This window comes from Microcoleus vaginatus HSN003 (genome assembly GCF_022701255.1).
Classification (GTDB): Bacteria; Cyanobacteriota; Cyanobacteriia; order Cyanobacteriales; family Microcoleaceae; genus Microcoleus; species Microcoleus vaginatus_B.
The window spans coordinates 6,176,155-6,199,939 of sequence record NZ_CP031705.1 but is presented as its reverse complement, the minus strand read 5'-3'; the positions used below and the strand labels follow the sequence as shown (position 1 = coordinate 6,199,939).

Genomic DNA, 23,785 nt, shown 5'->3' with positions numbered 1-23,785 from the left:
ATTTCAGACTATCTGGTATAATCAAACAGCCAGCTCTAATAATTTTCAATAGCTATGAACTATGAAAACTCAAGAACTTCGCCAGAATCTTAAGCAATCCATAGATCGCTTATCTCCTGAACGGCTGATCGTTGTGGCTGATTTCTTAGCTTATTTATCAGAACGTGAAAGCAATGAAGCTACGGTGGAATTATTAAAAATTCCCGGTTTTATTGAAGTATTTAATAAAGCCCAAAAAGATGTAGCAGCAGGTAAGGTGACTTCAGTTGAGCAACTCAAACGAAAATACTGATGAAAGTCTAAAGTTTTATTCAGTCGTTCTTAGCTTTGATGCTCAGGAGTTTTTTGAAGAAGCATCAGCTTCTTTACAACGCAAGCTAGATAGATGTTTTGAGATGTTGAAAACTGACCCTCGCAGTCATCCAAATATTAAGCAACTAAAAGGCGAATTAGCTGGATACTATCGCTATCGCGTTGGAGATTATCGGGTTGTTTATGACATTGATGATGAGCAAAAGCGTGTGGTTGTGACTGTTATTGCTCATCGTCGTGAAGTGTATTAGGGGCACTTTGGGAAAATAAGGGCGATCGCACTTCCTTCGATCCTAAATTGCTATAATGACAATCAGCCCCAAAATCTCAACATAAAGCCTATGTCTACTTATAGCGAGGTATTGAGTCAGGCTCAAAATCTCACTCCTGACGAGCAACAGCAGCTTTTAGAAGTATTGTCAGCATTGGTTCGCGATCGGGTAACAACCCAAACTCAGGGTAAACGATCAGAAATTGATGCAGCACTGATTGAAATGGTACAAGATCCAGAGTATCAAGCTCAAGTGCTACAGATGGAGGCTGAGTTTGCGGTAGCGAGTTGGGAAGCGTTGCAATTGGGAGAATCTCCTGTATGAACCGGGGAGAAGTCTATGATGCTAGACTTGAACCTGTTGAGGGTTCTGAACAAGGAGGAACCCGTCCTGTTATCATCGTTAGTCGAGCTACAATCAATACATATAGCCCTGTAGTTTTGGCTATTCCCTGCACTACTTATCAAACTGGTAAACGAGTTTATCCCACTCAGGTATTAATTAAAGCTCCCGACGGTGGATTAACCAACGATTCTATCGCTATGGCAGATCAAGTACGGGTATTATCTAAATCTCGTTTATTGAGTTTACGAGGAATGCTTAGTAATGAAGCAATACTTCTGCTGAATCAAGCTTTATTAATTGCGTTGGATTTGCCTGGTCAAGTTTAATTGCACTTTGGGGAAGATAAGGGCGATCGCACTTTGGGAAGATCAGGGCGATGGGCTGTGATTCTATTTCAACTACGCAAACATCAAGCGACCTTTCGGTTGAGGAATAGGACGACCCAGTGCGTTAGCCGTTTCTATCCACTCCTGCATAATAATCTCTAGATTTTGCAATGCTTCTTGATAAGTTTCGCCATCCGCCGCACATCCCGGCAATTCAGGTACTTCTGCAATAAATACCCGGTCTTCCTCACTCCAGTAAATGATTACTTCGTACTTCATTATCCTAGGTTAATTAAGTGTTAATTGCTTGATCTGCTGCTTTAATTAAAACCTCCTCCATCCAATTGTTAATACTTTTGCCCGTTTTTTTAGCAGCAATAAATATTTTGCGGTGATGTTCGGGAGTAGTGCGGAAGGGAAGTTTACCTGAAAATGATTTATCAGGTTCCTGTCCCAATTCTTTGCAAAACTCTAGATAATCATCTATGGAATTTTGGAATTCTTGGCGAGCTTCTTCAATAGTTTGTGCTTTAAAAGTCACTACGTCATTAATATCGAGAACTCGCCCGAAAAGAATTTCCGCTTCTAAATCTACTTCAATGCTAGCACTGTAACCTTTGTAAGTCATCATGGCTGTTAACTTTTCCTATTTCAATAAGTAAAAATTGTAGCTCTTCGATTTTATGTTAATACCATTGTTAATTTTGGTGCTCGCCAATCATGTTTATGTTAACAGTTAAGCAATCATAGTTCAACCGCAGCTTTTTGAATTAATTACTTGGCAATTATATAAAGTGATTGATTTTTTTTAGGAGGTTTTATGGCATTTATCATGTCAACCTCTAAAGTTATCTCTTGCTGATTCCTTATTCTAAGAGTTTGTTTTGACTCTCCCTTTTCATTTCTTAATTCTCGAATTATAGCTGCTTTGCAATAAGATGACTTTTGGTTGACAATAAAAATTTTATCTTCGCTGGATAAAGTAACCCTGTTAACGGATGCCATTATAACTTTTTTGTTTGGAAGATAATTTTTAATTTCACCAATTTTTTTGGCTTGATTTATATGAGTTTTTTTCCTCAAAAAATGATAAATTAATAAGTCCGCTAAGGCCTGACATATAGCATCGACAAAATAACATAAGTTTAATAGGGAATCATAACCTAAAAATTCACTCTCTCGAACTAAATTATGAGCACTTGCATTGCGATATTCGATAAATTGGTCTAGTTCTTTTTTAAGTGTATTTGAGCCGCCCAGTATATTATCAATATATTCTTTAATATTTTGGTGCTCTTCAAGCCACATCCAGCTAGACTGAGAATCATTTATACCAACACCTGGGGGGGTGACAACCAGCCTGAAACCCAGAGGTGGTGAGGATTGAGCCAATGTGTGCTAAAAAAAGATAGGCAGCATAATTGTTACACGCTTGCCTATCCAAAAAATAATGATACCAACATTTTACCAGACTCATTTAAAAAAACAACTGACCAAAGCTCAGTTTCTTGTAATGACAACTTTGCTATCTGTGATGCAATCAGAAAAACAAGTGAGATTAGAACGACTGGCACGGGTATTTCCTTACCCAATTACAACGGAAAGTCGGCGTAGAAAACTACAAAGATTTCTGGATTTACCAAACTTAACTATCTCATTAATTTGGTTCCCCTTAATTACTTATTGGTTGACCACTTATTGCCGCATTGGTACTCGTTTATCAATTGCAATCGACCGCAGTCAATGGGGGTGCATTAATCTCTTTATGGTTAGCCTGATCTGGGAGCGAAGAGCAATTCCATTATACTGGTCGTTGTTGCCCAAATTAGGAAATAGTAACTTCGAGTCACAAACTACCAATTTAGAGCAAGTTTTACCATTATTTTCAGAATATAAAGTCATCGTTTTAGGAGACCGTGAATTTTGTTCTGTTGATTTGGGAAACTGGCTTAAGGAAAAGGGTGTGTCTTTTTGCTTAAGACTGAAAAAGAATCTTTGTATCGAAACAGAACATTTAGTTTGGCAACGGTTGGATGAATTAGGAATAGTACCCGGAACTTCTTTGTATGTTCAAGGGAAAAAAGTGAGGAAAACTCTACCTACTACCGGATTTGAGCTTGCTTGTAAGTGGAAAAGGAACTATGGGAAATATCAAGTTAAAGAAGCCTGGTTTATTCTCACGGACTTAGGCTCATTGCGAGCAGCGCTCAATGCTTATAAGCAGCGGATGGGCATTGAAGAAATGTTCCGAGACTGTAAAACAGGAGGCTACGATCTTGAAGGAACAAGCCTCAAAGGGAACCGACTTATTAACATGATTCTGCTCATGACACTTGCGTACAGTTCAGCAATATTTCAAGGTAATGAACTGAAGAAAAAGCAGGTACAAGAATATGTATCTCGTCGCACAGAACCAAAGAAAAAATATCGCAGACGGAGTACATTTGGTGTTGGATTAGATGGAAAAAAGTGGGTTAATTATCTAGAACAATATTCTTTGGAGGTGGAACAGTTAATGAAGTTAACTCCTTCTAAACGCCGCTTTTATCAACAAGGTATGCGGGCTGCAACCCTTATACAGTCTATCTCGTAGACCTCTTTATCACCCCCCCAGATACCAACACAAGACTTAAAATCATTAAGACCAATAGCAGTCAATAAATTTTGCAATTCTTTCTGTCGTAAATTATTTTGAAAATTTATTAAAAAAGACTCTGGTATTAATTCATATTTACTTTTACTGTTCTTCTTAACTCCATAAAATAAGCCTTGAATAATTTGCTCCAAGCTCAAATCTTCGTATCTATTATTTCCAAAATTTGAAATTAACTTACCTACACCACTCCTATGATTATTGCGGATTACTTCGTCTAGCCGCTCGTATTTAGTAACTAATTGTGGTAAAGCCTCTAGCCACTTACTAATTATTTTTTTAACAAAATTTTCATAAATTGCATAAAGTTGACTAACAACTGCACAATGTTCATCAATCTCCCATTCTGTTAGAGAAATTGAATTTTTTGATAAATTTAGTTTTAATTCGGCAGCTTTTTTTCTAACCTCTTCATCATTTGTAAATAAAATATCCCTTAGCGACTGGTTTTGCTTCAATATAAAACGAATAGTTTCTGTTTTTTGTCTTAATTGTTCTAGTGAGATTTCAATTGTTTCAATCAACATACAGCACTTCCGGATGTTATGAGGTACAATAGAATCGACTAAAAATAATATACCAATGAAAGCATACTCAGTAGATTTGCGATCCAAAATAGTAGCAGCCCATGTCGAGCAGAAGCTGTCGATCAGAAAAACAGCAGAAATATTTGCCTGCAGTAAAAGCTTAGTTCAAAAACTTGTCAAGCAACAAAAAATAGAGGGGAATTTACAGCCTAAACCGAGGGGTAAACCCAGATTCAGTCATTTGAATAATGCGTCACAAGAGTTAAGAGAAATAGTGGTCACACATCCCGATGCAACTTTGGTAGAATTGTGTGAGTTGTTCGCCCAAAAGACAGGAAATTGGGTAGGCAGAACAGCCATGTGTAGCGCCTTACAGAAGTTGGGATTAAATCGTAAAAAAAAACAGTCAGGAGTAGCCAAGCAGGCACAGAAAGAGTGATGAAGTTAAGGTTAGACTATTGGGAAAAAGTCAAGGATATCGAGCCAAAAAATCTAGTATTTTTAGATGAGACTGGAGTATTGCTAGGTTTAACCAGAACTCATGCACGTTCGCAACGAGGAACTAGAGCCTATGCGGTCAAACCTTTTTATCGAGGCAAGAAAGTCACAGTAATTGGTGCAATTAGCCTCACGAAAGTAGTGGCATTAATGACCCTGGACAACTCGATGGATAGCAAAGCATTTGAGGTGTTTATCGAGAAATGTTTAGTGCCACAATTGTGGCCCGGAGCCGTAGTAGTGATGGATAACTTACCAGCGCATAAAGTAGATTCAATTACATCGATGATTGCCGTGGTGGGTGCTTCTATTTTATGTTTATCCCCATACTCTCCTGATTTTAATCCGATTGAATTATGGTGGTCGCAACTTAAATCTTTATTGCGACAGTTTTCACCAACCAGCACTAAAATGGTTGACACGATAATTGCTGTGGCTCTTGACTTAATTAATCCGAAACATCTCAAAAACTGGTTTACTAATTGCTGCTACTGTACCTCATAACATCCGGAAGTGCTGTAGATACTTACTCGGACATAATTACCTGAGACAACATTTGCTCAAATGAATTTAATCGCCTTTGTATATCATTTTTTGTGTTTTTACCTTTCCCTCTAAATAACTCAGATTTATCTGCTTTCAGTAATTGTTTAGTAGCATCAATCACCTGATTTTTATTCTGCTTCAAAATTTGAGCATTAGGTAAATTTTTACTGAAAGCAACCATCACAGCATCATAATATGCTTTATATGGTTCATCAGCCCACTTCCAATTTTTAGATTTGTCAAGTATATAAGGTCTAAATAAATTTTCTCCATAAATATCATAAGCGAGGTTTATAGTATCCTGAAAAATACTCTTTAAAAACGCAGTATCTTCTTGAGAAAAATCTAAACTTTTAATCATATATAAATCCAAAAAATTTTCTAAGTTACCTTTAAAGTTTTCGTAATGGCGCAGGGCAAAAAAACGTAATATTAACTCCACATCTTCCATTTTCTTATAAAGATTATTTTTTTCACGCTCATTCCGATCGGAGTCAGGAATACCCCAAGCACTTTTAAAAATGGGATGATCGGCTAATTCAATCAGACTATCATTAAATTGACCGTGATATAAACAGTTGCGAATCTCTTGATTACTCAATTCAACTCCACCTGTATTCAGACGCTCAAAGGTAAGTCTCTTTAAATACATTGCGTCTTCAAGTGTTTTAGCTGATTCTGTAATAACCACGATCGAGGATAAAGTACGACGATCTATTCCTGCTTGAATTTCTGTTGGTAAATTACTATATTTGCGACCATTTAATTCTGGCCAAAGTTGTAATCCCGTTAAAATAAGCCGATCCTCATAAAAATCCCTAAGAGCGCTAATTCTTTGTTGACCGTCTATGACTTCATAGGAGTTATATTTTTTTTCATACAAAATCACTGGCGGAACTGGCAAATTAATAATGAATGATTCAATTAAAAGAGATTGTTGTTCAGCTTTCCATCGAGGACGGCGTTGAAAAAAGGGACGTAAATCCATATAATCGGGTTTTTTCAGTGCATCCACAAAAAGTGGTAGCTTTTCCCGATTAAACTCCATTAAAATTCTGCTATACCCTGATTCATATTTAGTATTTATTTCCTCATCAGACATATTCTTGTCATTAGATTTATCCTTCTTTTGCTTGTTCCACATAGTTTTTTCCGATGGAGAGAATAATTGATTGATTTCTTTTTCTTGATTGTGTTGGTAAGTCCTGGTCATATTTTTAACTTCCTAAAAAATGTAAATAAATATGGTAAAGGTAGAGGTAGGTAGTAACTCATTATAACAACACTTTGGGCTGTTTTTAAATAGCGATCGTAGAATAACGTTTTTACAGCGATTAGGCGATCTGCCAAGGGAAAATATAGGGTTTCAAACTACTATAAATTAAGAGGCTAATTTGAGCCTCTTAATTTATAAGAGGGTAGTTATTCTACCCCCTCAATCCGGTCTTCCACCTCCTGATACAACTCACGCAAACGATCCAAATTGTTCTCCGAAGTCTCCCAATAACCCCGGCCATTCACCTCAAGCAAAGTGCTGACAATCTTGCGGAAAGAATGAGGATTCAGATTCAGCAAACGCTTCTGCATCTCCTCATCTTGGATAAACGTAGTGTTGACATCCTCATACACCCAATTATCCACCGCGCCCGCAGTCGCACTCCATCCAGTCGTATTCACCAGACGCTTAGAAATCTCCCGCACGCCTTCATAGCCGTGCGACAACATCCCTTCGTACCACTTCGGATTCAGCAGCTTAGTCCGCGAATCTAAACGCACGGTTTCTGATAGCGTCCGCACCTGCGCGTTGGCTGTTGTTGTATCCGCAACAAAGGATGCTGGTTTCTTCCCATCTGCGCGCAAACTGCCGATCAATTTAGTCGGATCGGAGTCGAAATAGTGCGACACGTCGGTTAGGGAAATCTCCGCAGAATCCAAGTTTTGGAAAGTGACTTCCGCAGTTTTCAAGGATGATTCAAAAATCTGCCGATCTTGTTCCATTGTTCCGGGATTGTCGGAAGAAAAGGCGAAGGATTTGCGAGTTAAGTACATTTCCTGCAACTCGGCTTCGCTTTCCCAAGTGCTGTTTTCTACCGCCAAGTTGACGTTAGATGAATAGGAACCAGAGGCATTGGAAAATACGCGGGTGGCTGCTTGTCGCAGATTAATTCCCATTTCTTCCGCTTGCTTCAGGGCGTGTTTGCGGACGAAGTTCATCTCTAACGGTTCGTCGGCTTCCGCTGCCATTTTCACGGCTTTATCTAACAAATTCATTTGGTTGATGAACAAGTCGCGGAATACACCAGAACAGTTAATTACTACGTCAATCCGAGGGCGTCCCAACTCTTCTAAAGACAGCAATTCGAGTTTGTTTACCCGGCCCAAAGCATCGGGAACTGGCTTCACTCCCACCATCCACATTACTTGGGCGAGGGATTCGCCGTAAGTCTTGATATTGTCGGTTCCCCACAACACAACGGCGATCGTTTCTGGGTAATTTCCGCCGTTATCAACGCGCTGTCTTTCTAACAGCCGATCGACTACAATCTTTGCAGACTTAACCGCCCCCGTTGTAGGGATTGACTGCGGGTCCAAAGCGTGCATATTCTTGCCAGTCGGCAAAACATCCGGGTTGCGAATCGGATCGCCCCCTGGCCCGGGGATAATGTATTCGCCCTCTAACGCGCGCAATAATGCGCCCAATTCGTTATCGGCACAAACTTGCTGCAAGCAGAATTCCAGATACTCAAACAGCGGTTTAATCAGTTCTGGATCGACCTTTTTATAACCGGCTGCGTGCAAAGCTTCAATCCAGGGTGTTTTCTTGCCCATGTTGAAGAAATTCAACTTAGAAACCAGGGAAACTCTACCCTCAGCATCGGTTTGTTCCCTCACCAAAGCGCCAACAGCCTCCCGACAGGCTAAGGTGATGTTTTGCAACAATTCAACATCTGCTAAAATGCCTTTGTCGTTGTTGGTGTAGATCTCGTCAATATTGCGATCGAGACTTTGAGCAATAATCCGCGACAAACTGATTAATCCGTCTTCTTCCCGGTCTAAATTGGCAATGTTAACCAAAGTTGCGATCGCCTCTTCAGCAGTCGGCGGCTTACCGATGACGTGCAAACCGCAAGGTAACAACCGCGACTCAATCTCCATCAACTTGCGGTAAACCAAGCCAACTAAATTGTCCCGTTCCTCCGCAGTCATGTCCGCCGCAACCCCGCGTTCTTGTTCGGGAGGTAAGGCGATATCCTTATCCAAATTCACCAAACGGCATTTTTCGACGATCGCATCCACAATCGGCACACCGCGCCCAGTCTCTTTCAAAGTTTGATAAGAAGCAATTAACTCGCTGAGTTCCTGCAAACCTTTGTACAACCCAGCATTTTCAGCCGGAGGAGTCAGATAACTGATTGTTTCAGCATAACTGCGGCGCTTAGCAATTGTTGCCTCACTAGGATTATTAGCAGCGTAATAATAGAGGTTAGGAATTTTGCCGATCAAACTGTCAGGATAACAATCGACAGACATCCCCATCTGCTTACCGGGCATGAATTCCAGGGAACCGTGAGTGCCAAAGTGCAGCACCGCATCCGCACCCCAAATGCGCTCCAAATATGTATAGTAAGCAGCAAAACCGTGGTGGGGGCTAGCGGAACGAGAGAATAACAACCGCATCGGATCGCCTTCGTATCCAAAAGTAGGTTGCACTCCGATAAACACATTGCCAAAATGTTTGCCAAAAATCAGCAAATTTTGTCCGTCGCTGTTCAAATGTCCCGGAGGCGGCCCCCAATTTTCTTGCAAGCGTTCCGAGTAAGGAGTGAATTCTTCGTATTCAGCTACCGACATCCGGTAAGCAATATTTAATTCGGGACTTTGGTATTGGGCTGTTGCGTCATGAATAACTTCTTGCATCAGTTTTTCGGCGGACTCCGGCAATTCTGGCAAGTCGTAACCGTTACCTTTTAAGGCTTTCAATACTTCGTAAATCGAGCCAAAAACGTCCAAGTAAGCGGCTGTTCCGACGTTGCCTTTATCGGGAGGAAAACTGAAAACTGTGATCGCAACTTTCTTATCTAATTTTGGTTTGCGGCGCAGCATTGCCCATTTCATGGCGCGCTGGGAAATTGCTTCGATTCTATCTTGCAGGGCGATCGCCTTTCCAGTTGCACCATCGCGTCCCGACACAATAATCGGTTCGATCGCACCATCCAACTCAGGAATGGCAACTTGCAACGCAACTTGAATCGGGTGCAAGCCTAAATCGCTATTTTCCCATTCTTCTGTCGTTTGGAAAACCAGCGGCAAAGCCACCATGTAAGGGCAATTTAATTTTTTCAAAGATTCGATCGCCTTCGGGTGATCTTGTTTCGCCGGGCCGCCCACCAAAGCAAAACCAGTCAGGGAAACCACCGCATCAACAATCGGCAGAGGTGTAACACCTTTTGCCCCGACTTCCAAGAAAAAATTCTCAACAGGTTTAGAGAAGTCCAAACCGCCGGCAAAAATCGGCACAACCCGCGCGCCCATTGCCTCCAATTCCTGCACCATTGCTACATAGTGCGCGTCATCTCCTGTGACTAAGTGAGTGCGTTGCAACACTAAACCAATGCAGGGTGCGAGGGGATCTTTGAGATCGGCAGAAATATCTGTACGGGCATTAAACCAGGTCAGATATGCTTTTACATCTTCAAACATCGACGATGCCAAAGGATGCCAAATTCCCATGTCTGGGTAGACAACCGGTTCTTGGAAAGTTGGCTGTGACTGGCCTTTGAAGACATATTTATGTGACAGCATCAGCAGGAAGTTTTCCAAGTTTTCTTGGGAACCCCCCAGCCAATACTGGAAACTCAGCATGAAGTTGCGCGCATCTTGGGCTTTGTCGATGGGCAAATATTTCAGCACCTTCGGCAAAGTTTGCAGCAGTTTCAGCATTCCGTCTTGGAAGGAACTCCCGGATTTTTCCTTCCGTTTTTTCATGAATTCGCCGATCGCACTTTTGCTTTGTCCCAACTGGGCCATCGAGAAACTGCCCATTTTATTGAGCCGCATTACCCCTGGCATCGACGGGAAGACGACGGCGACATCCAAGCTGTCGCGCAGCGGTTCCACCGCGGCTACAACTTTTTCGGCCAAATCTTCGATGAAAATTAGAGAAGCAATAAATACATTGGCATCCGCCACATCCCGCTTGAAGGCTTCGTAATTTTCCGGGCTGCGGAGTTCCTCGATCAGGTAGCCACTGATTTCTATTGCCAGATTCGGATTTTTCTGGTTTATCGATCGAACCGCTGCCGACAGGGCGCTTTGATACTGCGGTTCCAGTACGACATAGACCACCTTCATGAGCGATCGCCCCTGCAAGTTTTCCGGCACAACGTGGCGAATGGTGGGCTTGACGTGAGTGAACATCCGGTTAGGCTCCTTTAAGATGCTGTTTTCGCGAATCGGGAATTTTTTTATCCCATAAGCATTTTTACCAGAAAACGCTTGCCATTAGGCGATTTGAGCATGCACATGACACAATTCGACAAATTTAGGTCAACTTTTCGTTACATTTTTTTATAAATTCGTTGAGCAAATACTCCAAATTTTATTTACAAAAATTAACTTGACATAAGGTGTCTTATGTGTTCAGGATTAATGAATTGGATAAAAATAATTAAAAATTAACCAACGATTGAGAAAGAAATCCTGAAAAAAGTTTCAAGTTTTGTAGAACTGATCAAACTTGCGATCGAGCAATTAACTGAGGAGAAAAAGGCATAATTTCTGACAGCAGAATGTAGCCTTCGGATAATTGCTGCGTCATCACGATTGACATTTTACCAGGAATTTAAAACCATTTCATAACGTCTGTTTTGTCTAAATTCCTGATTGGCGATCGAGTTCATGGATAGCTAATTGCTATAGAATCTCAAACTCATCAAAACTTTAGGGGGAAACATGGCTAACTACGAAATTTTCGACGAAGAATTCTACCTCGCCTCATATCCTTGGATCAAACCAGCCATTGACGCAGGAGTCATCTCATCTGGGAGAGAACACTTTGAAAAATTCGGGCGAGAAGGCGGTCTAACTAATGTATCGCGTTATTTTGACGAAAATGCTTACCTTGCTGGGAATCCAGATCTCGCACCTTTCGTCCGCACAGTCAACCCAAACGCGCCTTTTGCGACCGGCCTCGATCACTATATCCAGTTCGGTTACGATGAAGGACAGCGCCGCACCCAAGTATCACCCGAATACAACGAAACCTTTTATTTAGCAAACAACTCTGAACTTCAACCGTTTATTCAGAACGGAACTTTCAAATCAGGCTACCAGCATTTCGTTCGATTCGGGGCCAAAGAAGGTCGGTTTGGGACTTCATTTTTTGAACCGGAATACTTAAAAGAAAACCCCGACATAGTGCCGTTTGTCAACTCTGGAAACTTGAAAACAGGTCGGGAACACTTTTTCAATTTCGGACAATTTGAGCCGGCCCGCGACGCGACTTTTGTCGGCACCCGTACCAACGATGTTTTAACTGGTGTGGGCGTGGGCGATGTCGAACTTGTGGGAGTGGAAGTAGGTATAGATCCCCAAGGCAACCTCCAGTATGAAAGCTTTGGCACCAATGAATTCGATGTCTTGATTGGTGCTCCCGGAACCAATACATTCGTACTCGGAGTTCCTCCTACCTCCGGGAATTTTAGCCCGACACCGCTGTATTTGGGTAACGGTCAAGCTACGATTCGCAACTTCGACATCGAAAGCGATTTTATCCAACTGCAAGGAACTTCTTTAAACGGCTACAGCCTGACTCCGGTTGGCAACAATTTGTCAATCCAGCGTTTTGGAGATGTGCTGGGCGTGATTGAAGGAGGAGCAAGTTTGAATTTGAGTTTCCAAGAATCTAACGGTAACGGTACTTTCTTGATTGGATAGTGATTAGTCATTGGTCATTAGTCATCAGTCATCAGTCATCAGCCATTAGCTAATGCTGATGATTGATGGCGTTTGAGTTTTTGTGGGCGATTGTGCTATGAAAAAGTACGATCGCACTTTACTTTAAACAGCAAACTATGAATTACGATATCTTCGACGAACAATACTACCTTTCGCAATATCCGTGGCTGAAACCAGCCATTGATGCAGGAATCATCAAATCTGGAAGAGAACACTTTGAAAAATTTGGTCAAGCTGGTGGCCTCACCGCAGTATCGCGTTACTTTGACGAACAAACCTATCTAGCTCAAAATCCAGATATTGTTCCTTCAATCCGCAACTCAAGTAATCCAAATGCGCCTTTTGCTTCTGGTTTAGACCACTTTATCCAGTTTGGCTACGAAGAATGCCGCACGCGAGTCTCGCTTGACTACGACGAAGCATTTTACTTAAAAAGATATCCCGTACTGGCTCCGTTTGTAGAGAACGGAACTTTTAAATCAGGATTTGAGCACTTTGTCAAATTCGGATCGAAAGAAGGTCTTTATGCGAACACCTTTTTTGAAGCACAATACTTGCTACAAAACCCGGCTGTAGCAGCAGCAGTTAAGGTGGGAGATTTTAAAACGGGCGGAGAACACTACCGAAAATTCGGGCAATTGGAGTCCGTTCGTCCCTATGCGACTTTTTTCGGAACTTCCGGCAATGATATCGTCACCGGTTTCGGGATGGGAAATGTTGACATAATTGGAGTTCCATTAGATGTAGAGACTAACGGCAAGAGGCGGTATCAAAGTAACGGCAGCGATGAATTCGATACTCTCATTGGCGGTAGCGGTCGCGATAACTTCGTGTTGGCCGTTACCGTCCCAGGTATAGGGGGTAGCAGACCGGCGCCTGTCAGCGTACAGTTTTACCAGGGACCAGGTTTTGCTACAATTCAAAACTTTACCCAAGGTCAGGATACGATCCAGCTCGGCTCTACATCATTCGATAAATACATTGTGTTTCCCATCAACAATAATCGAGATTTAGCAATCCAAACCAACGGCTTGCCGTTCTTTACACCAAATGGAGGCGACCAACTTAGTTATGGTGATACGATCGCTGTAATTGAAGGTGGGGGAAATCTAACTTTGAAGCCATTGTTTATACCGACTAATACTAACACTTTTGTGGGCTAGAAATCCCGAAGCTATTCATGAGTGGATTTTTAATTTGGTTGCAGCGATCGCACATTCAAAAAAAGTGCGATCGCACTTTTGTGTTTGCCATAAAAATAATAAAACAGGCTTAACAATAATTAACTTGACATAGTGAGTTCGTAGAGTTATTTATAGTGGATCAAGTTTAACCGACAAGTAAGCAGACTAAGCTTGGAGAAATAATTATGGCTAATTATGACATTTTTGACGAGCCATACTACCTGGCGCAATATCCTTGGGTGAAACCGGCTATTGATGCAGGAGTTATCCAATCTGGAAGAGAACACTTTGAAAATTTCGGTCAAGCCGGCGGCCTGACCAAAGTATCGCGGTATTTTGACGAAGAAACCTATCTAGCTCAAAATCCAGAGATTGCTCCCCTGCTTCGCACCCCAAACAATCCAAACGCGCCTTTTGCGTCTGGCATCGATCACTTTATTCAGTTGGGATACGAAGAAGGCCGCACCCGCGTGTCACCTGAATACAACGAAGAGTTTTATTTGGCAAATAACTCAGAGTTGCGATCGTTAATAGGGCCCAATGCAGCTTTCAAATCAGGATACCAGCATTTCGTTCAATTCGGGGCCAAAGAAGGTCGTTTCGGGACTTCATTTTTTGAACCGGAATACTTAAAAGAAAACCCCGACATTGTGCCATTTGTCAACTCGGGAGCCTTGAAAACCGGTCGGGAACACTACTTCAATTTCGGAAAAAACGAGCCAAACCGATCCGCTACTTTTGTCGGAACTTCGGGCGATGACATCCTCACAGGCGTTGGTGTGGGGAATACCGAACTGATTGGAGTGGAAGTAGGTATCGATCCCCAAAGCAATCTGCAGTATGAAAGCTTTGGATTTTATGAATCTGATGTCCTGATCGGCGGCCCGGGGAGCGATACATTCGTACTCGGAGTTCCTGCTACCTCCGGTAATCCCACATCCCGTCAACTCTATGCGGCTGCCCCCGGTATAGTTAGAATTCGGAACTTTGATGAAGACTTGGACAAAATCCAGTTGGCAGGAAGTCCCGATATCTACACCACACTTTCGGATGTTAACGAGCTCATAATCCTCAGCCCAAGATATGAAACAATTGGTATTATTGAGGGAGAAAATTTATCTTGGTCTACTACAACTCAGCCAAAGGAAGACGGCACTTTCTACCTATTCCTTAAATAACCGGAACCTCGGTTATCTCTTTCTCGGTTAACATGGTAGGTGCGTTAATAACGCACCCTACTGAACTCAGATTATAGCAGTTGCCAAATTGCTGTCGATAGCGATCGAGTTGTTCTTCTGCTGGCTCAGCTTTTGCTTTGGCTGTCAAATACCGAGAACCGTGTTCCTCGTGCCAGTATCGAACAGTACCATGACAGAAAGTTGACAACTTTATTAATTAATTGTACGCTTCAGAAACCTGATTTCTAAATATCAAAATCATTAAATCCGTAGTATAAAAACATGGCTAACTACGCAATTTTTGACGAGCCATACTACCTGGCGCAATATCCTTGGGTGAAACCGGCTATTGATGCAGGAGTTATCAAATCTGGAAGAGAACACTTTGAAAATTTCGGTCAAGCCGGCGGCCTGACCAAAGTATCGCGGTATTTTGACGAAGAAACCTATCTAGCTCAAAATCCAGAGATTGCTCCCCTGCTTCGCACCCCAAACAATCCAAACGCGCCTTTTGCGTCTGGCATCGATCACTTTATTCAGTTGGGCTACGAAGAAGGCCGCACCCGCGTGTCACCTGAATACAACGAAGAGTTTTATTTGGCAAATAACTCAGAGTTGCGATCGTTAATAGGGCCCAATGCAGCTTTCAAATCAGGATACCAGCATTTCGTTCAATTCGGGGCCAAAGAAGGTCGTTTCGGGACTTCATTTTTTGAACCGGAATACTTAAAAGAAAACCCCGACATTGTGCCATTTGTCAACTCGGGAGCCTTAAAAAGCGGCCGGGAACACTACTTCAATTTCGGGAAAAACGAGCCAAACCGGTCTGCTACTTTTGTCGGAACTTCCGGCAATGACATCCTCACAGGCGTTGGTGTGGGGAATACCGAACTGATTGGAGGGGAAGTAGGTATTGATCCCCAAGGCAATCGGCAGTATGAAAGCGTTGGAAATGAGGCATCTGATGTCCTCATCGGTGGCCCTGGGAGAGATACATTCGTACTGGGAGTTCCTGCTACCTCCAGTAATCCCACACCGCGTATGCTTTATGAGGGTTTGGGCGGTACAGCTATAATTCGGAACTTTGATAAAGAAAATGACAAGATCCAGTTGGCAGGCGATCCCGCTAGCTACAGAACAATTGAGGAGGGGAACGATCTCTCAATCGTAATCTATAGAATTTACAGACTTGCTACTATTGAGGGGGGAAAAAATTTAGTTGGGTCTACAATTCAGCCAAAGGGGGACGGCACTTTCTACTTATTATTTCAGTGAGGGGGAAATTTTTTAGTTGGGTCTACAATTCAGCCAAAGGGGGACGGCACTTTCTAGGTATTATTTGAAAACCGCAACCTCGCTTAATTCTTTCTCGGTTAACATGGTAGCTGCGTTAATAATGCACCATACTGAACTTTACCCAATGTCAGGATAGCATCCAGCTTGCAGGGACTTTCTGAAAGCAATTCTTAGTGTTTCCCATTAACAATAATCGAGATTTAGCTATCCAAGCGAATGGCTTGTCTGTTGTTAAAAATGGAGTGGTTGAAACCCGCTACTTTGACACGATCGCTGTTATTGAAGGCGGCGGAAATCTCAGTTTAAATTTACTACCAGAATCAGGTACTTTTACATCTTTCATGGGATAGAAATCTTGACGCTGGTATGGATTCACCTTTGTCTGCTGGGGAGTACGATCGCACATTCGCAAAAATGGCGATCACACTGTTGTGTTTGCCCTAAAAATAATAAAACAGGCTTGACAATAATTACAGCAGGTTCCATCTTGCTCAAGTACACCTCGAAAACCCAGAAGGGCGCGCACTGTTAGCACCACCCCTACAACAACCAATTTTTTGTGCTTCATTTACCTAAAAAGTGCTGTAACTTGACATACTGAGTTAGTAGAATTAGTAATAGTGGGTAAAGTTTAACCGACAAGTAAGCAGACTAAGCTTGGAGCAAAACTTATGACTAATTATGACATTTTTGACGAACAATACTACCTGGCGCAATATCCTTGGGTGAAACCTGCTATTGATGCAGGAATTATAAAATCTGGCCGAGAACACTTTGAAAATTTCGGTCGAGCCGTCGGCCTGACCAAAGTATCGCGTTACTTTGACGAAGATACTTACGTGGAAGGAAATCCAGACCTCAAACCCTTTATCCGCAGCCCCAACAACCCAAATGCGCCTTTTGCTACAGGACTAGACCACTTTATCCAATACGGTTATGAACAGGGTCGCAGTCAAGTATCACCTGATTATGACGAAGCGTTTTATCTAGAAAGTCACCGATATTTGCTGCCGTTTATTCAGAATGGAACTTTTAAAAGTGGCTACCAGCATTTCATTCAATTCGGAAGCAGTGCGACTTTTTTCGGAACTTCCGGCAATGACATCCTCAGTGGTTCCGGGGTGGCGTATGTCGAATTAATAGGAGTTAAAGTAGGTTTATTACCTGGAAACATCCCATGGTATGAAAGCTCTGGAATCAATGAATTCGATACTCTTATTGGCGGTAGTAGTCGCGATACATTCGTACTTGCGGATGTTGTCCGAAACTCCAAGTTGGGGGATCCGTTCGCACCCTACCAGTTCTACGTCGGGCCGGGTTTTGCTACAATTCGGAACTTTACTCAAGGTCAGGATACCATCCAGATAAGTCGGCCCTTAGAAAACATATTGATGTTTCCGATCAACAATAATCGAGATTTAGCTATCCAAACCAGGGGTTATTCCTTCGTTGAAAATGGAGTTACCATAACCCCTCCGTTTGACACAATCGCTGTTATTGAAGGCGGCGGCAATCTCAGATTGAATCAATTATCAATATTTCTAGAGGATCGTTTTAGACTTGCACTTGGGTGAAATCTCGAAGCTATTCAGGATTTACCTTTGGCTGTTGTCGGTGGGTACGATCGCACATTCGCAAAAAGAGCGATCGCACTGTTGTGTTTGCCATAAAAATAATAAAACCGGCTTAACAATAATTAACTTGACATACTTAGTTAGTAGAGTTAGTAATAGTGGGTCAAGTTTAACCGATAAGTAAGCAGACTAAGCTTGGAGCAAAACTTATGACTAATTATGAAATTTTTGACGAGCCATACTACCTTTCGCAATATCCTTGGGTGAAACCTGCTATTGATGCAGGAGTTATCAAATCTGGAAGAGAACACTTTGAAAAGTTCGGTCAAGCCGCCGGCCTCACAAAAATATCGCGGTATTTTGACGAAGCTACTTACCTCGCTGGCAACCCAGATATCGCTGCCTTAGTCCGCACCCCCAACAACCCAAATGCACCTTTTGCGACGGGCCTAGACCACTTTATCCAATACGGTTACGAAGAAGGTCGATCGCGCGTATCGCCAAATTATGACGAAGCATTTTATGTAGCAACTAACCGAGATTCGCGGTCGTTTATTGAGAATAACTTTAAAAGTGGCTACCAGCACTTCATTCAATTCGGCCGCTTCAGTAATGGTACTTCTTTCTATGAAACAGTATACTTAAATAGAAACCGTGATATTGGACCTTTTGTCTACTCTGGAGCTTTGACAACTGGTCGGGAACACTACTTCAATTTCGGAAAAAACGAGCCTAGCCGCTCTGCGACTTTTATCGGAACTTCCGGCAATGACACCCTCACTGGTATAGGAGTGGGGAATGTCCAATTAGTTGGAGTAACAAGCTCTGCAGGCTTTGGCGCCGGAGTGTCTGGAAGTGACGGCAGCAACGAATTCGATACTCTGATTGGCGGACCCGGCGCCGATACATTCGTGTTAGCGCAGCCTGTATATAGCAGTAGAGTGTCTGTGGTTGGATATAAATCTTTCTACGTTGGACCGGGTTTTGCTACAATTCAAAACTTTACCCAAGGTCAGGATACGATCCAGCTCGGCTCTACATCATTATTCGATAAATACATTGTGTTTCCCATCAACAATAATCGAGATTTAGCAATCCAAACAAACGGCTTGCCGTTCTTTACACCAAATGGAGGCGACCAACTTAGTTATGGTGATACGATCGCCGTTATTGAAGGTGGCGGAAATCTAAAGTTGAATTTATTACCTTCAGAATATAGTTGGTCAATTTCTTTAATTGGGTAGAAATCTCGCAGCTATTCAGGATTTGCTTGATCGCTGCTGGGGAGTACGATAATTAATTGTACCATCCAGAAACCGGGTTTCTCGAATAAACCCGGTTTCTAAGTCTTTAATGCCGATCGCGCGCTCGCTTCAAAACCTCAACCGCATCTTTGTGGCCCTCCGAAGACGCCCAAATTAACGCAGTCCAAGTATTATTATCATACGCTTTGATATCAGCTCCTTTATCGATTAAAAATTCCACAACTTGAGTGCGCCCGCTACCTGCAGCACTCATCAAAGCCGTCAAACCAAAATTAGTTTTAGCATTCACATCTGCCCCCGCCTCCAGCAAAAGCTGTACAATCTCGGTATGTCCGGCAGCAGCCGCACTCATTAACGGCGTCCACCCGTCATTGTCGTGACTGTTGACATCCGCACCAGCCCCCAGCAATTTTTTGACGATCGCCGAATTGCCAGCCTCAGCCGCAGTCGTCAAAGCCGTCGCACCTTCCTCATCCTTGACATTGATATCTACACGCTGTTCGATCGCACTTTCTACAGCCGCAACATCACCCGTCTTGACGGCATTAATTAAATCTGTCATAAAATCTCCGTTGCATCCTTTCAAATCTTAAATCCTATGGCAGTAGATATTTTAATCCTCTCCAACGGCCCCGGAGAATTGGCAACTTGGGTGCGTCCCGCCGTGCAAGCTTTGCGCGAGCAATTGGGAAACGCGGGCACTCAAGCGCGAATCTCTGTGGTGCTGTCCCCCTGTCCGCACGCCACGGGGAAAGAAGCGCAAATCGCATCTTCCTACCCAGAAGTTGACAGAGTGCAAGCACCGGAGCATTTTTTTCCATTCTTATTGTCGGGCAAAACTGCTGAAAATTGGGATTGGCACGAAACAGGAGTTGTTTTATTTTTAGGTGGCGATCAATTTTTTACGGTTGTTATGGGCAAAAGGCTAAAATATCGCACTGTTATTTATGCTGAATGGGACGCGCGGTGGTATCGCTGGATTGATAAATTTGCGGCGATGAAACCAGAAGTTTTTGCTAAAATCCCCCAAAAATATGCTAATAAATTTACAGTTGTCGGAGATTTGATCGCCGAAGTTGCTCGTTCCCAGGCTCTGCCTGGAAACGCATATCCAGAGGCTCTGCCTCGTACAAAAATAGAATTAATTGGATTGTTGCCCGGTTCTAAAGCCGCCAAATTAGCTTTAGGTGTACCGTTATGTTTGTCGATCGCCCAATCCATCCACCGCATCCGCCCTGAAACTCGCTTTGTAATTCCCGTTGCTCCTACCATAGATGTGCAAACTCTAGCACGTTTTGCAGATCCTGAACAAAATCCTTGCCTGCATTTATTTGAAAACGCTAGCGCCGAACTTCATTTAACAGAATCGCCGTTTTTGCAGACAGCAAATGGTTTGCAAATAGAACTTTGGACTGAGACACCCGCCTACGATTTGCTATCAGAATGCAGCCTGTGTTTAACTACTGTGGGAGCGAATACTGCGGAATTGGGCTCGTTAGCAGTACCGATGATTGTTTTGATTCCGACGCAGCAATTGGATGCGATGAAAGCTTGGGACGGATTGCCGGGATTGCTGGCAAATTTGCCGTTAGTCGGTTCAGCTTTTGCGACTGCGATTAATTGGCTAATCTGGCAATTGGGAAAGGGAAAGCTTTATGCTTGGCCAAATATTTGGGCACAGGAGGAGATTGTGCCGGAGTTAATTGGGAAGCTGGAACCCGATGCTGTGGCCGGGTTGGCGATCAACTATTTGAGCAATCCTGATAAATTAGTACAAATGGGCGATCGTTTGCGTGCGGTTCGAGGAAAATCAGGGGCGGCGAAAAAAATTGCTGAATTGGTTTGTGAAGAAATTGAGGTGCAATCTAATTGTCATAAGAATTAGATTTTTTTATTTTTAACCGCAGAGGAACGCGGATGAACGCAGATTTAATCCAGATTAATTGGTAAAAACAGGCAAAAGAAAGTTTATTTTCTCTTGCCTGCTTATTATCCCACAACTCGATTTGCTTTCAAGTTAACCGCGATCGTGCTTAGCAATCACCCAAACAGCGTGAATGATGCCGGGAATAAAGCCCAAAAACGTGAGAACCAGGTTGATCCAAAAATCAGTACCGATCCCGACAGTCAAAAATACACCCAGGGGGGGAAGAAAAATTGCAGCGACTATGCGAATTAAATTGTTCATCTCAGTTACTCCCAACAAGTTTTCTCTTTCAATTTAACTTCACTGACCAACCGAACCTTTCCCGAAAAACTTAGGCGGTGCTGCCATAGTGTAAACTTCGGTTTCAGCGGCGATTACCTGCCGCAAGTGACCGGGAACTTGCATCAACCCCAACAGTGTAATTCCGTCGAACATCCGCAACCCGCCAGTTGTTTTCTCGGCGAGTAATTTGTCAGTAGCTTCGGGATCGGGTCGCGTATTTATTTCTTGATTAGAAGCTACGGCAAAACCCCAAGGAGCTCCATAAGTAGAAATAAAGCTGGTGCAGGATTGAACATTGGAAAAAACAGATTTAAGGGTATTTACAATGCGAGCGTGCATTTTCATTTCGGCAGGAGAAACTGGCCCGGCTTGTACTACGAAATATCCGTTAGGTGACATTACGCTGCGAACTTTCTCAAAATACTCCTTGGTAAACAACTGGAAAGATGGGCCTTCTTCAATGGGATCGGACAAGTCAGAAATGACAATATCCCAATCATTGTCAGTTTTATCTAAATAGTCCAAAGCATCGCCGATTACTACTTCGCAGCGGGGGTCGTCAAAGGCATTTTGGTGCATTTCCGGCAGGTGTTCGCGGCAAGCTTCTACTACTTCGCCGTCAATGTCGATCATCACGACTTTTTCAACTGTTTTCCAGCGCAGCACTTCTCTAATTGTAGCTCCTTCTCCGCCGCCAAGAACGAGGACTTTTTTGGGTGAACCGTGACAAATCATGGCTGGGTGTACCAGGGGTTCGTGGTACAGAAACTCATCGCCTGTACAAGATTGCCATTTGCCGTCCAAAACTAAGCCTTTGCCGTAAGTACCGGTCTGAACTACGTACATTTCTTGATAGGCTGTTTTCTTGTAAGCGAGCACCGCGATGATGCCGTGAACGTAAATATCCCAAGGGGTAATGTACTCGCTCATCCAAAAGTCTGCACGAACTTCGCTACCTGACATCAATTACTCTCCAAATATAAACTGCTGTGTCGATGTTGTCACAAGTAGTAGTTATTAGCACAAAATGGTGCGGGTGTGTGAGTACGATCGACACATTGCAGTGAGATTTCTCAGCAATGGTATAGTGTGATTGCGTTTTGGGAGAGAGGAATTGGCTTGTTAGTTGAGATTGCTTGTGGGCGATCGCCCGATCGCACTTTTCCCGTCGCCCCGGAGTCGATCGCACTCACATTCAATATTTTCGCTTTGCATTGCCGATGGGTTTTGTACAAAGATTGTCTGAATCGGGCAATTTTTCGCCCTGGGCCAGCCTTTATAAGTTTGCGATCGTCCAGCTTATTTATCCACAATCCGATGAAAACGCCGCAAATGCGAGTGCGTAGAATAAAAGTAGCGATCGGTTTTAACCAGAGTTGTTATTAATAACTTGACATTTTGAAGATATCTTAGATAAGATTTTTAAATCCACTCAAATAAAGGAAATCTTGAATCTTCCCGACCCTATTACAGAGGCGATGTACGACCATTTAATAAGTAACTAAAGGGTAGCAGCCAATTTTATAATAAAACTGTTTTCACACTATTTTTAGGTTTAAAATAAGGACTCATGGAACCAACAGACTGGAAAAAAAAAATCAAAGAGCTGGAAAAAGAAAATCGCATCCTGCGGGAAAAACTCGAAAATTCGGAAACCGAACGCAGCCAATTAGAAGCCATTAATCAAAAAAAAGAATCTTTGCTAAAAATAGTCACTGAGGAATTTAGAGATTCCGAAAAAAATTTAAAAGCAAGAATGTCTACACTAGAAAAAGCTCTGGAAAACCAGCAAACAACGCATATAAAATTGATCGAAGCCGAAAAAATGTCGGCTTTGGGCATTTTGGTAGCTGGTATTGCCCACGAAATCAACAATCCCGTTAACTTCATCTACGGCAATATTACCTATGTCAATGACTACGCAGGCGACATTTTAAAATTGCTCGCAATGTACCAGGATCGGTATCCCGAAACAGATGCGGAGATAGAAGCTTTTCTGGAAAAAATTGACCTCGACTTTCTGCGCGAAGATTTGTTGAAAACTCTTTCGTCCATGAAAGTTGGCTCCGAGCGCATCCGCGAAATTGTGTTGACTTTACGCAACTTTGCGCGGGTAGATGAAGGTGAAAAGAAACCAGTTAACATTCACGAAGGAATTGACAGCACCTTGTTAATCTTGCAGCATCTAACTAAAGAAAAACCAGGTCAGTCGGCTATTAAATTTATTAAAAATTATGGAGCTTTACCAAAGGTAGAGTGTTATGCTGGGCAATTAAATCAGGTGTTTATGAACATCATTAGTAATGCTGTTGATGCCCTGCGGGAGCGAGAGCAAAAGTCTTCACTGGACGAGATAGAAGCCAATCCGATCGAGATGGTAATTACTACTTCTATTATTTCGGAAAATTGGGCAAGAATTAGCATCAAAGATAATGGTCGGGGAATGAATGAAGCTGTAAAAGCGAAAATTTTTAATCCGTTTTTCACCACCAAAACAGTTGGTCACGGGACGGGTTTGGGATTGTCAATTAGCTATCAGATTGTTGTGGACAAACACGGCGGGAGGTTGGAGTGCATCTCCGCAATTGGAGAAGGGACGGAATTGGTGATCGAGATTCCGATCGCCAATTCCGGCAGCTAAGA

The 23,785-nt window shown here is 42.7% G+C and carries 27 protein-coding genes; 17 read left to right on the top strand and 10 right to left on the bottom strand.

All coding sequences use genetic code 11. The annotated features are described in order from the left end of the window. The first annotated feature begins 61 nt into the window (after window positions 1–61). From D0A37_RS26545 to D0A37_RS26530, 4 genes are all read left to right on the top strand, one after another. Window positions 62–292 carry a hypothetical protein gene (locus tag D0A37_RS26545; protein WP_242719036.1) on the top strand — a complete coding sequence of 77 codons (231 nt, stop codon included), beginning with the start codon at window positions 62–64 and terminating at the stop codon, window positions 290–292. Further along, a complete protein-coding gene (locus tag D0A37_RS26540; protein ID WP_242719033.1) occupies window positions 267–563 on the top strand; it encodes a type II toxin-antitoxin system RelE family toxin in 297 nt (98 codons plus the stop codon). The genes D0A37_RS26545 and D0A37_RS26540 overlap by 26 nt, the downstream gene beginning before the upstream one ends. A gap of 90 nt (window positions 564–653) precedes the next feature. After that, window positions 654–908 (top strand): hypothetical protein, encoded by a 255-nt coding sequence (locus D0A37_RS26535; RefSeq protein ID WP_242719031.1) that lies wholly within the window; start codon window positions 654–656, stop codon window positions 906–908. Further along, entirely contained in the window at window positions 905–1,255 is a 351-nt protein-coding gene (locus D0A37_RS26530; protein ID WP_242719029.1) for a type II toxin-antitoxin system PemK/MazF family toxin, read from the top strand. The genes D0A37_RS26535 and D0A37_RS26530 overlap by 4 nt, the downstream gene beginning before the upstream one ends. Before the next feature lie 72 nt (window positions 1,256–1,327). Here D0A37_RS26530 and D0A37_RS26525 read toward each other — a convergent pair whose 3' ends face one another. The 3 genes from D0A37_RS26525 to D0A37_RS26515 all read right to left on the bottom strand — a co-directional run bounded on the left by D0A37_RS26525 (window position 1,328) and on the right by D0A37_RS26515 (window position 2,647). Next, window positions 1,328–1,534: a type II toxin-antitoxin system HicB family antitoxin gene (locus D0A37_RS26525; RefSeq protein ID WP_242719027.1), complete on the bottom strand. Its 207-nt coding sequence runs from the start codon at window positions 1,532–1,534 to the stop codon at window positions 1,328–1,330. A 13-nt stretch (window positions 1,535–1,547) separates the two neighbouring features. After that, a complete protein-coding gene (locus D0A37_RS26520) occupies window positions 1,548–1,886 on the bottom strand; it encodes a type II toxin-antitoxin system HicB family antitoxin (RefSeq protein ID WP_242719025.1) in 339 nt (112 codons plus the stop codon). Window positions 1,887–2,029: 143 nt separating this feature from the next. Then, window positions 2,030–2,647, bottom strand: a complete 618-nt coding sequence (locus tag D0A37_RS26515; RefSeq protein WP_242719023.1) for an MAE_28990/MAE_18760 family HEPN-like nuclease — start codon at window positions 2,645–2,647, stop codon at window positions 2,030–2,032. A 58-nt stretch (window positions 2,648–2,705) separates the two neighbouring features. Here D0A37_RS26515 and D0A37_RS26510 point away from each other — a divergent pair, with 58 nt between their 5' ends. Beyond that, window positions 2,706–3,848, top strand: coding sequence for an IS4 family transposase (locus D0A37_RS26510; protein WP_242719021.1), 1,143 nt, complete (start codon window positions 2,706–2,708; stop codon window positions 3,846–3,848). On the opposite strand, the gene D0A37_RS26505 is transcribed toward D0A37_RS26510, so the two are convergent. Continuing rightward, window positions 3,803–4,435 (bottom strand): MAE_28990/MAE_18760 family HEPN-like nuclease, encoded by a 633-nt coding sequence (locus D0A37_RS26505; RefSeq protein ID WP_242719019.1) that lies wholly within the window; start codon window positions 4,433–4,435, stop codon window positions 3,803–3,805. The genes D0A37_RS26510 and D0A37_RS26505 overlap by 46 nt on opposite strands. 55 nt (window positions 4,436–4,490) lie before the next feature. On the opposite strand from D0A37_RS26505, the gene D0A37_RS26500 reads away from it, so the two are divergent. Beyond that, on the top strand, window positions 4,491–4,874 hold the full coding sequence (locus D0A37_RS26500; RefSeq protein WP_242715925.1) for a helix-turn-helix domain-containing protein: 384 nt from the start codon (window positions 4,491–4,493) through the stop codon (window positions 4,872–4,874). Continuing rightward, window positions 4,874–5,437: an IS630 family transposase gene (locus D0A37_RS26495; RefSeq protein ID WP_242715923.1), complete on the top strand. Its 564-nt coding sequence runs from the start codon at window positions 4,874–4,876 to the stop codon at window positions 5,435–5,437. The genes D0A37_RS26500 and D0A37_RS26495 overlap by 1 nt, the downstream gene beginning before the upstream one ends. 22 nt (window positions 5,438–5,459) lie before the next feature. On the opposite strand, the gene D0A37_RS26490 is transcribed toward D0A37_RS26495, so the two are convergent. Both D0A37_RS26490 and D0A37_RS26485 read right to left on the bottom strand, forming a co-directional pair. Beyond that, window positions 5,460–6,692, bottom strand: a complete 1,233-nt coding sequence (locus tag D0A37_RS26490) for a GmrSD restriction endonuclease domain-containing protein (RefSeq protein ID WP_242719017.1) — start codon at window positions 6,690–6,692, stop codon at window positions 5,460–5,462. A gap of 209 nt (window positions 6,693–6,901) precedes the next feature. Next, the gene (locus tag D0A37_RS26485) at window positions 6,902–10,897 is read right to left on the bottom strand and encodes a magnesium chelatase subunit H (protein WP_242719015.1); all 3,996 of its coding nucleotides are present in this window, start codon (window positions 10,895–10,897) and stop codon (window positions 6,902–6,904) included. 534 nt (window positions 10,898–11,431) lie between these two features. Here D0A37_RS26485 and D0A37_RS26480 point away from each other — a divergent pair. From D0A37_RS26480 to D0A37_RS26470, 3 genes are all read left to right on the top strand, one after another. Next, window positions 11,432–12,415, top strand: coding sequence for a calcium-binding protein (locus tag D0A37_RS26480; protein ID WP_242719013.1), 984 nt, complete (start codon window positions 11,432–11,434; stop codon window positions 12,413–12,415). Between the two features lie 137 nt (window positions 12,416–12,552). After that, window positions 12,553–13,599, top strand: coding sequence for a calcium-binding protein (locus D0A37_RS26475; protein ID WP_242719011.1), 1,047 nt, complete (start codon window positions 12,553–12,555; stop codon window positions 13,597–13,599). 206 nt (window positions 13,600–13,805) lie between these two features. Further along, window positions 13,806–14,798 (top strand): calcium-binding protein, encoded by a 993-nt coding sequence (locus D0A37_RS26470; protein ID WP_242719009.1) that lies wholly within the window; start codon window positions 13,806–13,808, stop codon window positions 14,796–14,798. Here the strand turns inward: D0A37_RS26470 and D0A37_RS26465 are convergent. Beyond that, window positions 14,791–15,006 (bottom strand): hypothetical protein, encoded by a 216-nt coding sequence (locus tag D0A37_RS26465; RefSeq protein WP_242719007.1) that lies wholly within the window; start codon window positions 15,004–15,006, stop codon window positions 14,791–14,793. The two genes, D0A37_RS26470 and D0A37_RS26465, sit on opposite strands and share 8 nt — an antisense overlap. 74 nt (window positions 15,007–15,080) lie before the next feature. Between D0A37_RS26465 and D0A37_RS26460 the strand changes: the two genes are divergently transcribed. From D0A37_RS26460 to D0A37_RS26445, 4 genes are all read left to right on the top strand, one after another. Continuing rightward, window positions 15,081–16,073, top strand: a complete 993-nt coding sequence (locus D0A37_RS26460; RefSeq protein ID WP_242719005.1) for a calcium-binding protein — start codon at window positions 15,081–15,083, stop codon at window positions 16,071–16,073. A 194-nt stretch (window positions 16,074–16,267) separates the two neighbouring features. After that, window positions 16,268–16,444: a hypothetical protein gene (locus D0A37_RS26455; RefSeq protein ID WP_242719003.1), complete on the top strand. Its 177-nt coding sequence runs from the start codon at window positions 16,268–16,270 to the stop codon at window positions 16,442–16,444. Window positions 16,445–16,765: 321 nt separating this feature from the next. Then, complete coding sequence (locus D0A37_RS26450) at window positions 16,766–17,668, top strand: calcium-binding protein (RefSeq protein ID WP_242719001.1); 903 nt, start codon at window positions 16,766–16,768, stop codon at window positions 17,666–17,668. A 209-nt stretch (window positions 17,669–17,877) separates the two neighbouring features. After that, window positions 17,878–18,912 (top strand): calcium-binding protein, encoded by a 1,035-nt coding sequence (locus D0A37_RS26445; protein ID WP_242718999.1) that lies wholly within the window; start codon window positions 17,878–17,880, stop codon window positions 18,910–18,912. A gap of 106 nt (window positions 18,913–19,018) precedes the next feature. Here D0A37_RS26445 and D0A37_RS26440 read toward each other — a convergent pair whose 3' ends face one another. Further along, window positions 19,019–19,495: an ankyrin repeat domain-containing protein gene (locus tag D0A37_RS26440; RefSeq protein WP_242718997.1), complete on the bottom strand. Its 477-nt coding sequence runs from the start codon at window positions 19,493–19,495 to the stop codon at window positions 19,019–19,021. Window positions 19,496–19,531: 36 nt separating this feature from the next. Here D0A37_RS26440 and D0A37_RS26435 point away from each other — a divergent pair, with 36 nt between their 5' ends. After that, window positions 19,532–20,818, top strand: a complete 1,287-nt coding sequence (locus D0A37_RS26435; RefSeq protein ID WP_242718995.1) for a glycosyltransferase family protein — start codon at window positions 19,532–19,534, stop codon at window positions 20,816–20,818. 132 nt (window positions 20,819–20,950) lie between these two features. Here D0A37_RS26435 and D0A37_RS26430 read toward each other — a convergent pair whose 3' ends face one another. Beyond that, the gene (locus D0A37_RS26430) at window positions 20,951–21,121 is read right to left on the bottom strand and encodes a YqaE/Pmp3 family membrane protein (RefSeq protein ID WP_242718993.1); all 171 of its coding nucleotides are present in this window, start codon (window positions 21,119–21,121) and stop codon (window positions 20,951–20,953) included. A gap of 39 nt (window positions 21,122–21,160) precedes the next feature. After that, a complete protein-coding gene (locus tag D0A37_RS26425; RefSeq protein ID WP_242718991.1) occupies window positions 21,161–22,105 on the bottom strand; it encodes a fused MFS/spermidine synthase in 945 nt (314 codons plus the stop codon). Window positions 22,106–22,231: 126 nt separating this feature from the next. Here D0A37_RS26425 and D0A37_RS26420 point away from each other — a divergent pair, with 126 nt between their 5' ends. Both D0A37_RS26420 and D0A37_RS26415 read left to right on the top strand, forming a co-directional pair. Then, on the top strand, window positions 22,232–22,528 hold the full coding sequence (locus D0A37_RS26420) for a hypothetical protein (RefSeq protein WP_242718989.1): 297 nt from the start codon (window positions 22,232–22,234) through the stop codon (window positions 22,526–22,528). 184 nt (window positions 22,529–22,712) lie between these two features. Beyond that, window positions 22,713–23,783: a sensor histidine kinase gene (locus tag D0A37_RS26415; protein ID WP_242718987.1), complete on the top strand. Its 1,071-nt coding sequence runs from the start codon at window positions 22,713–22,715 to the stop codon at window positions 23,781–23,783. Window positions 23,784–23,785 lie beyond the last annotated feature (2 nt).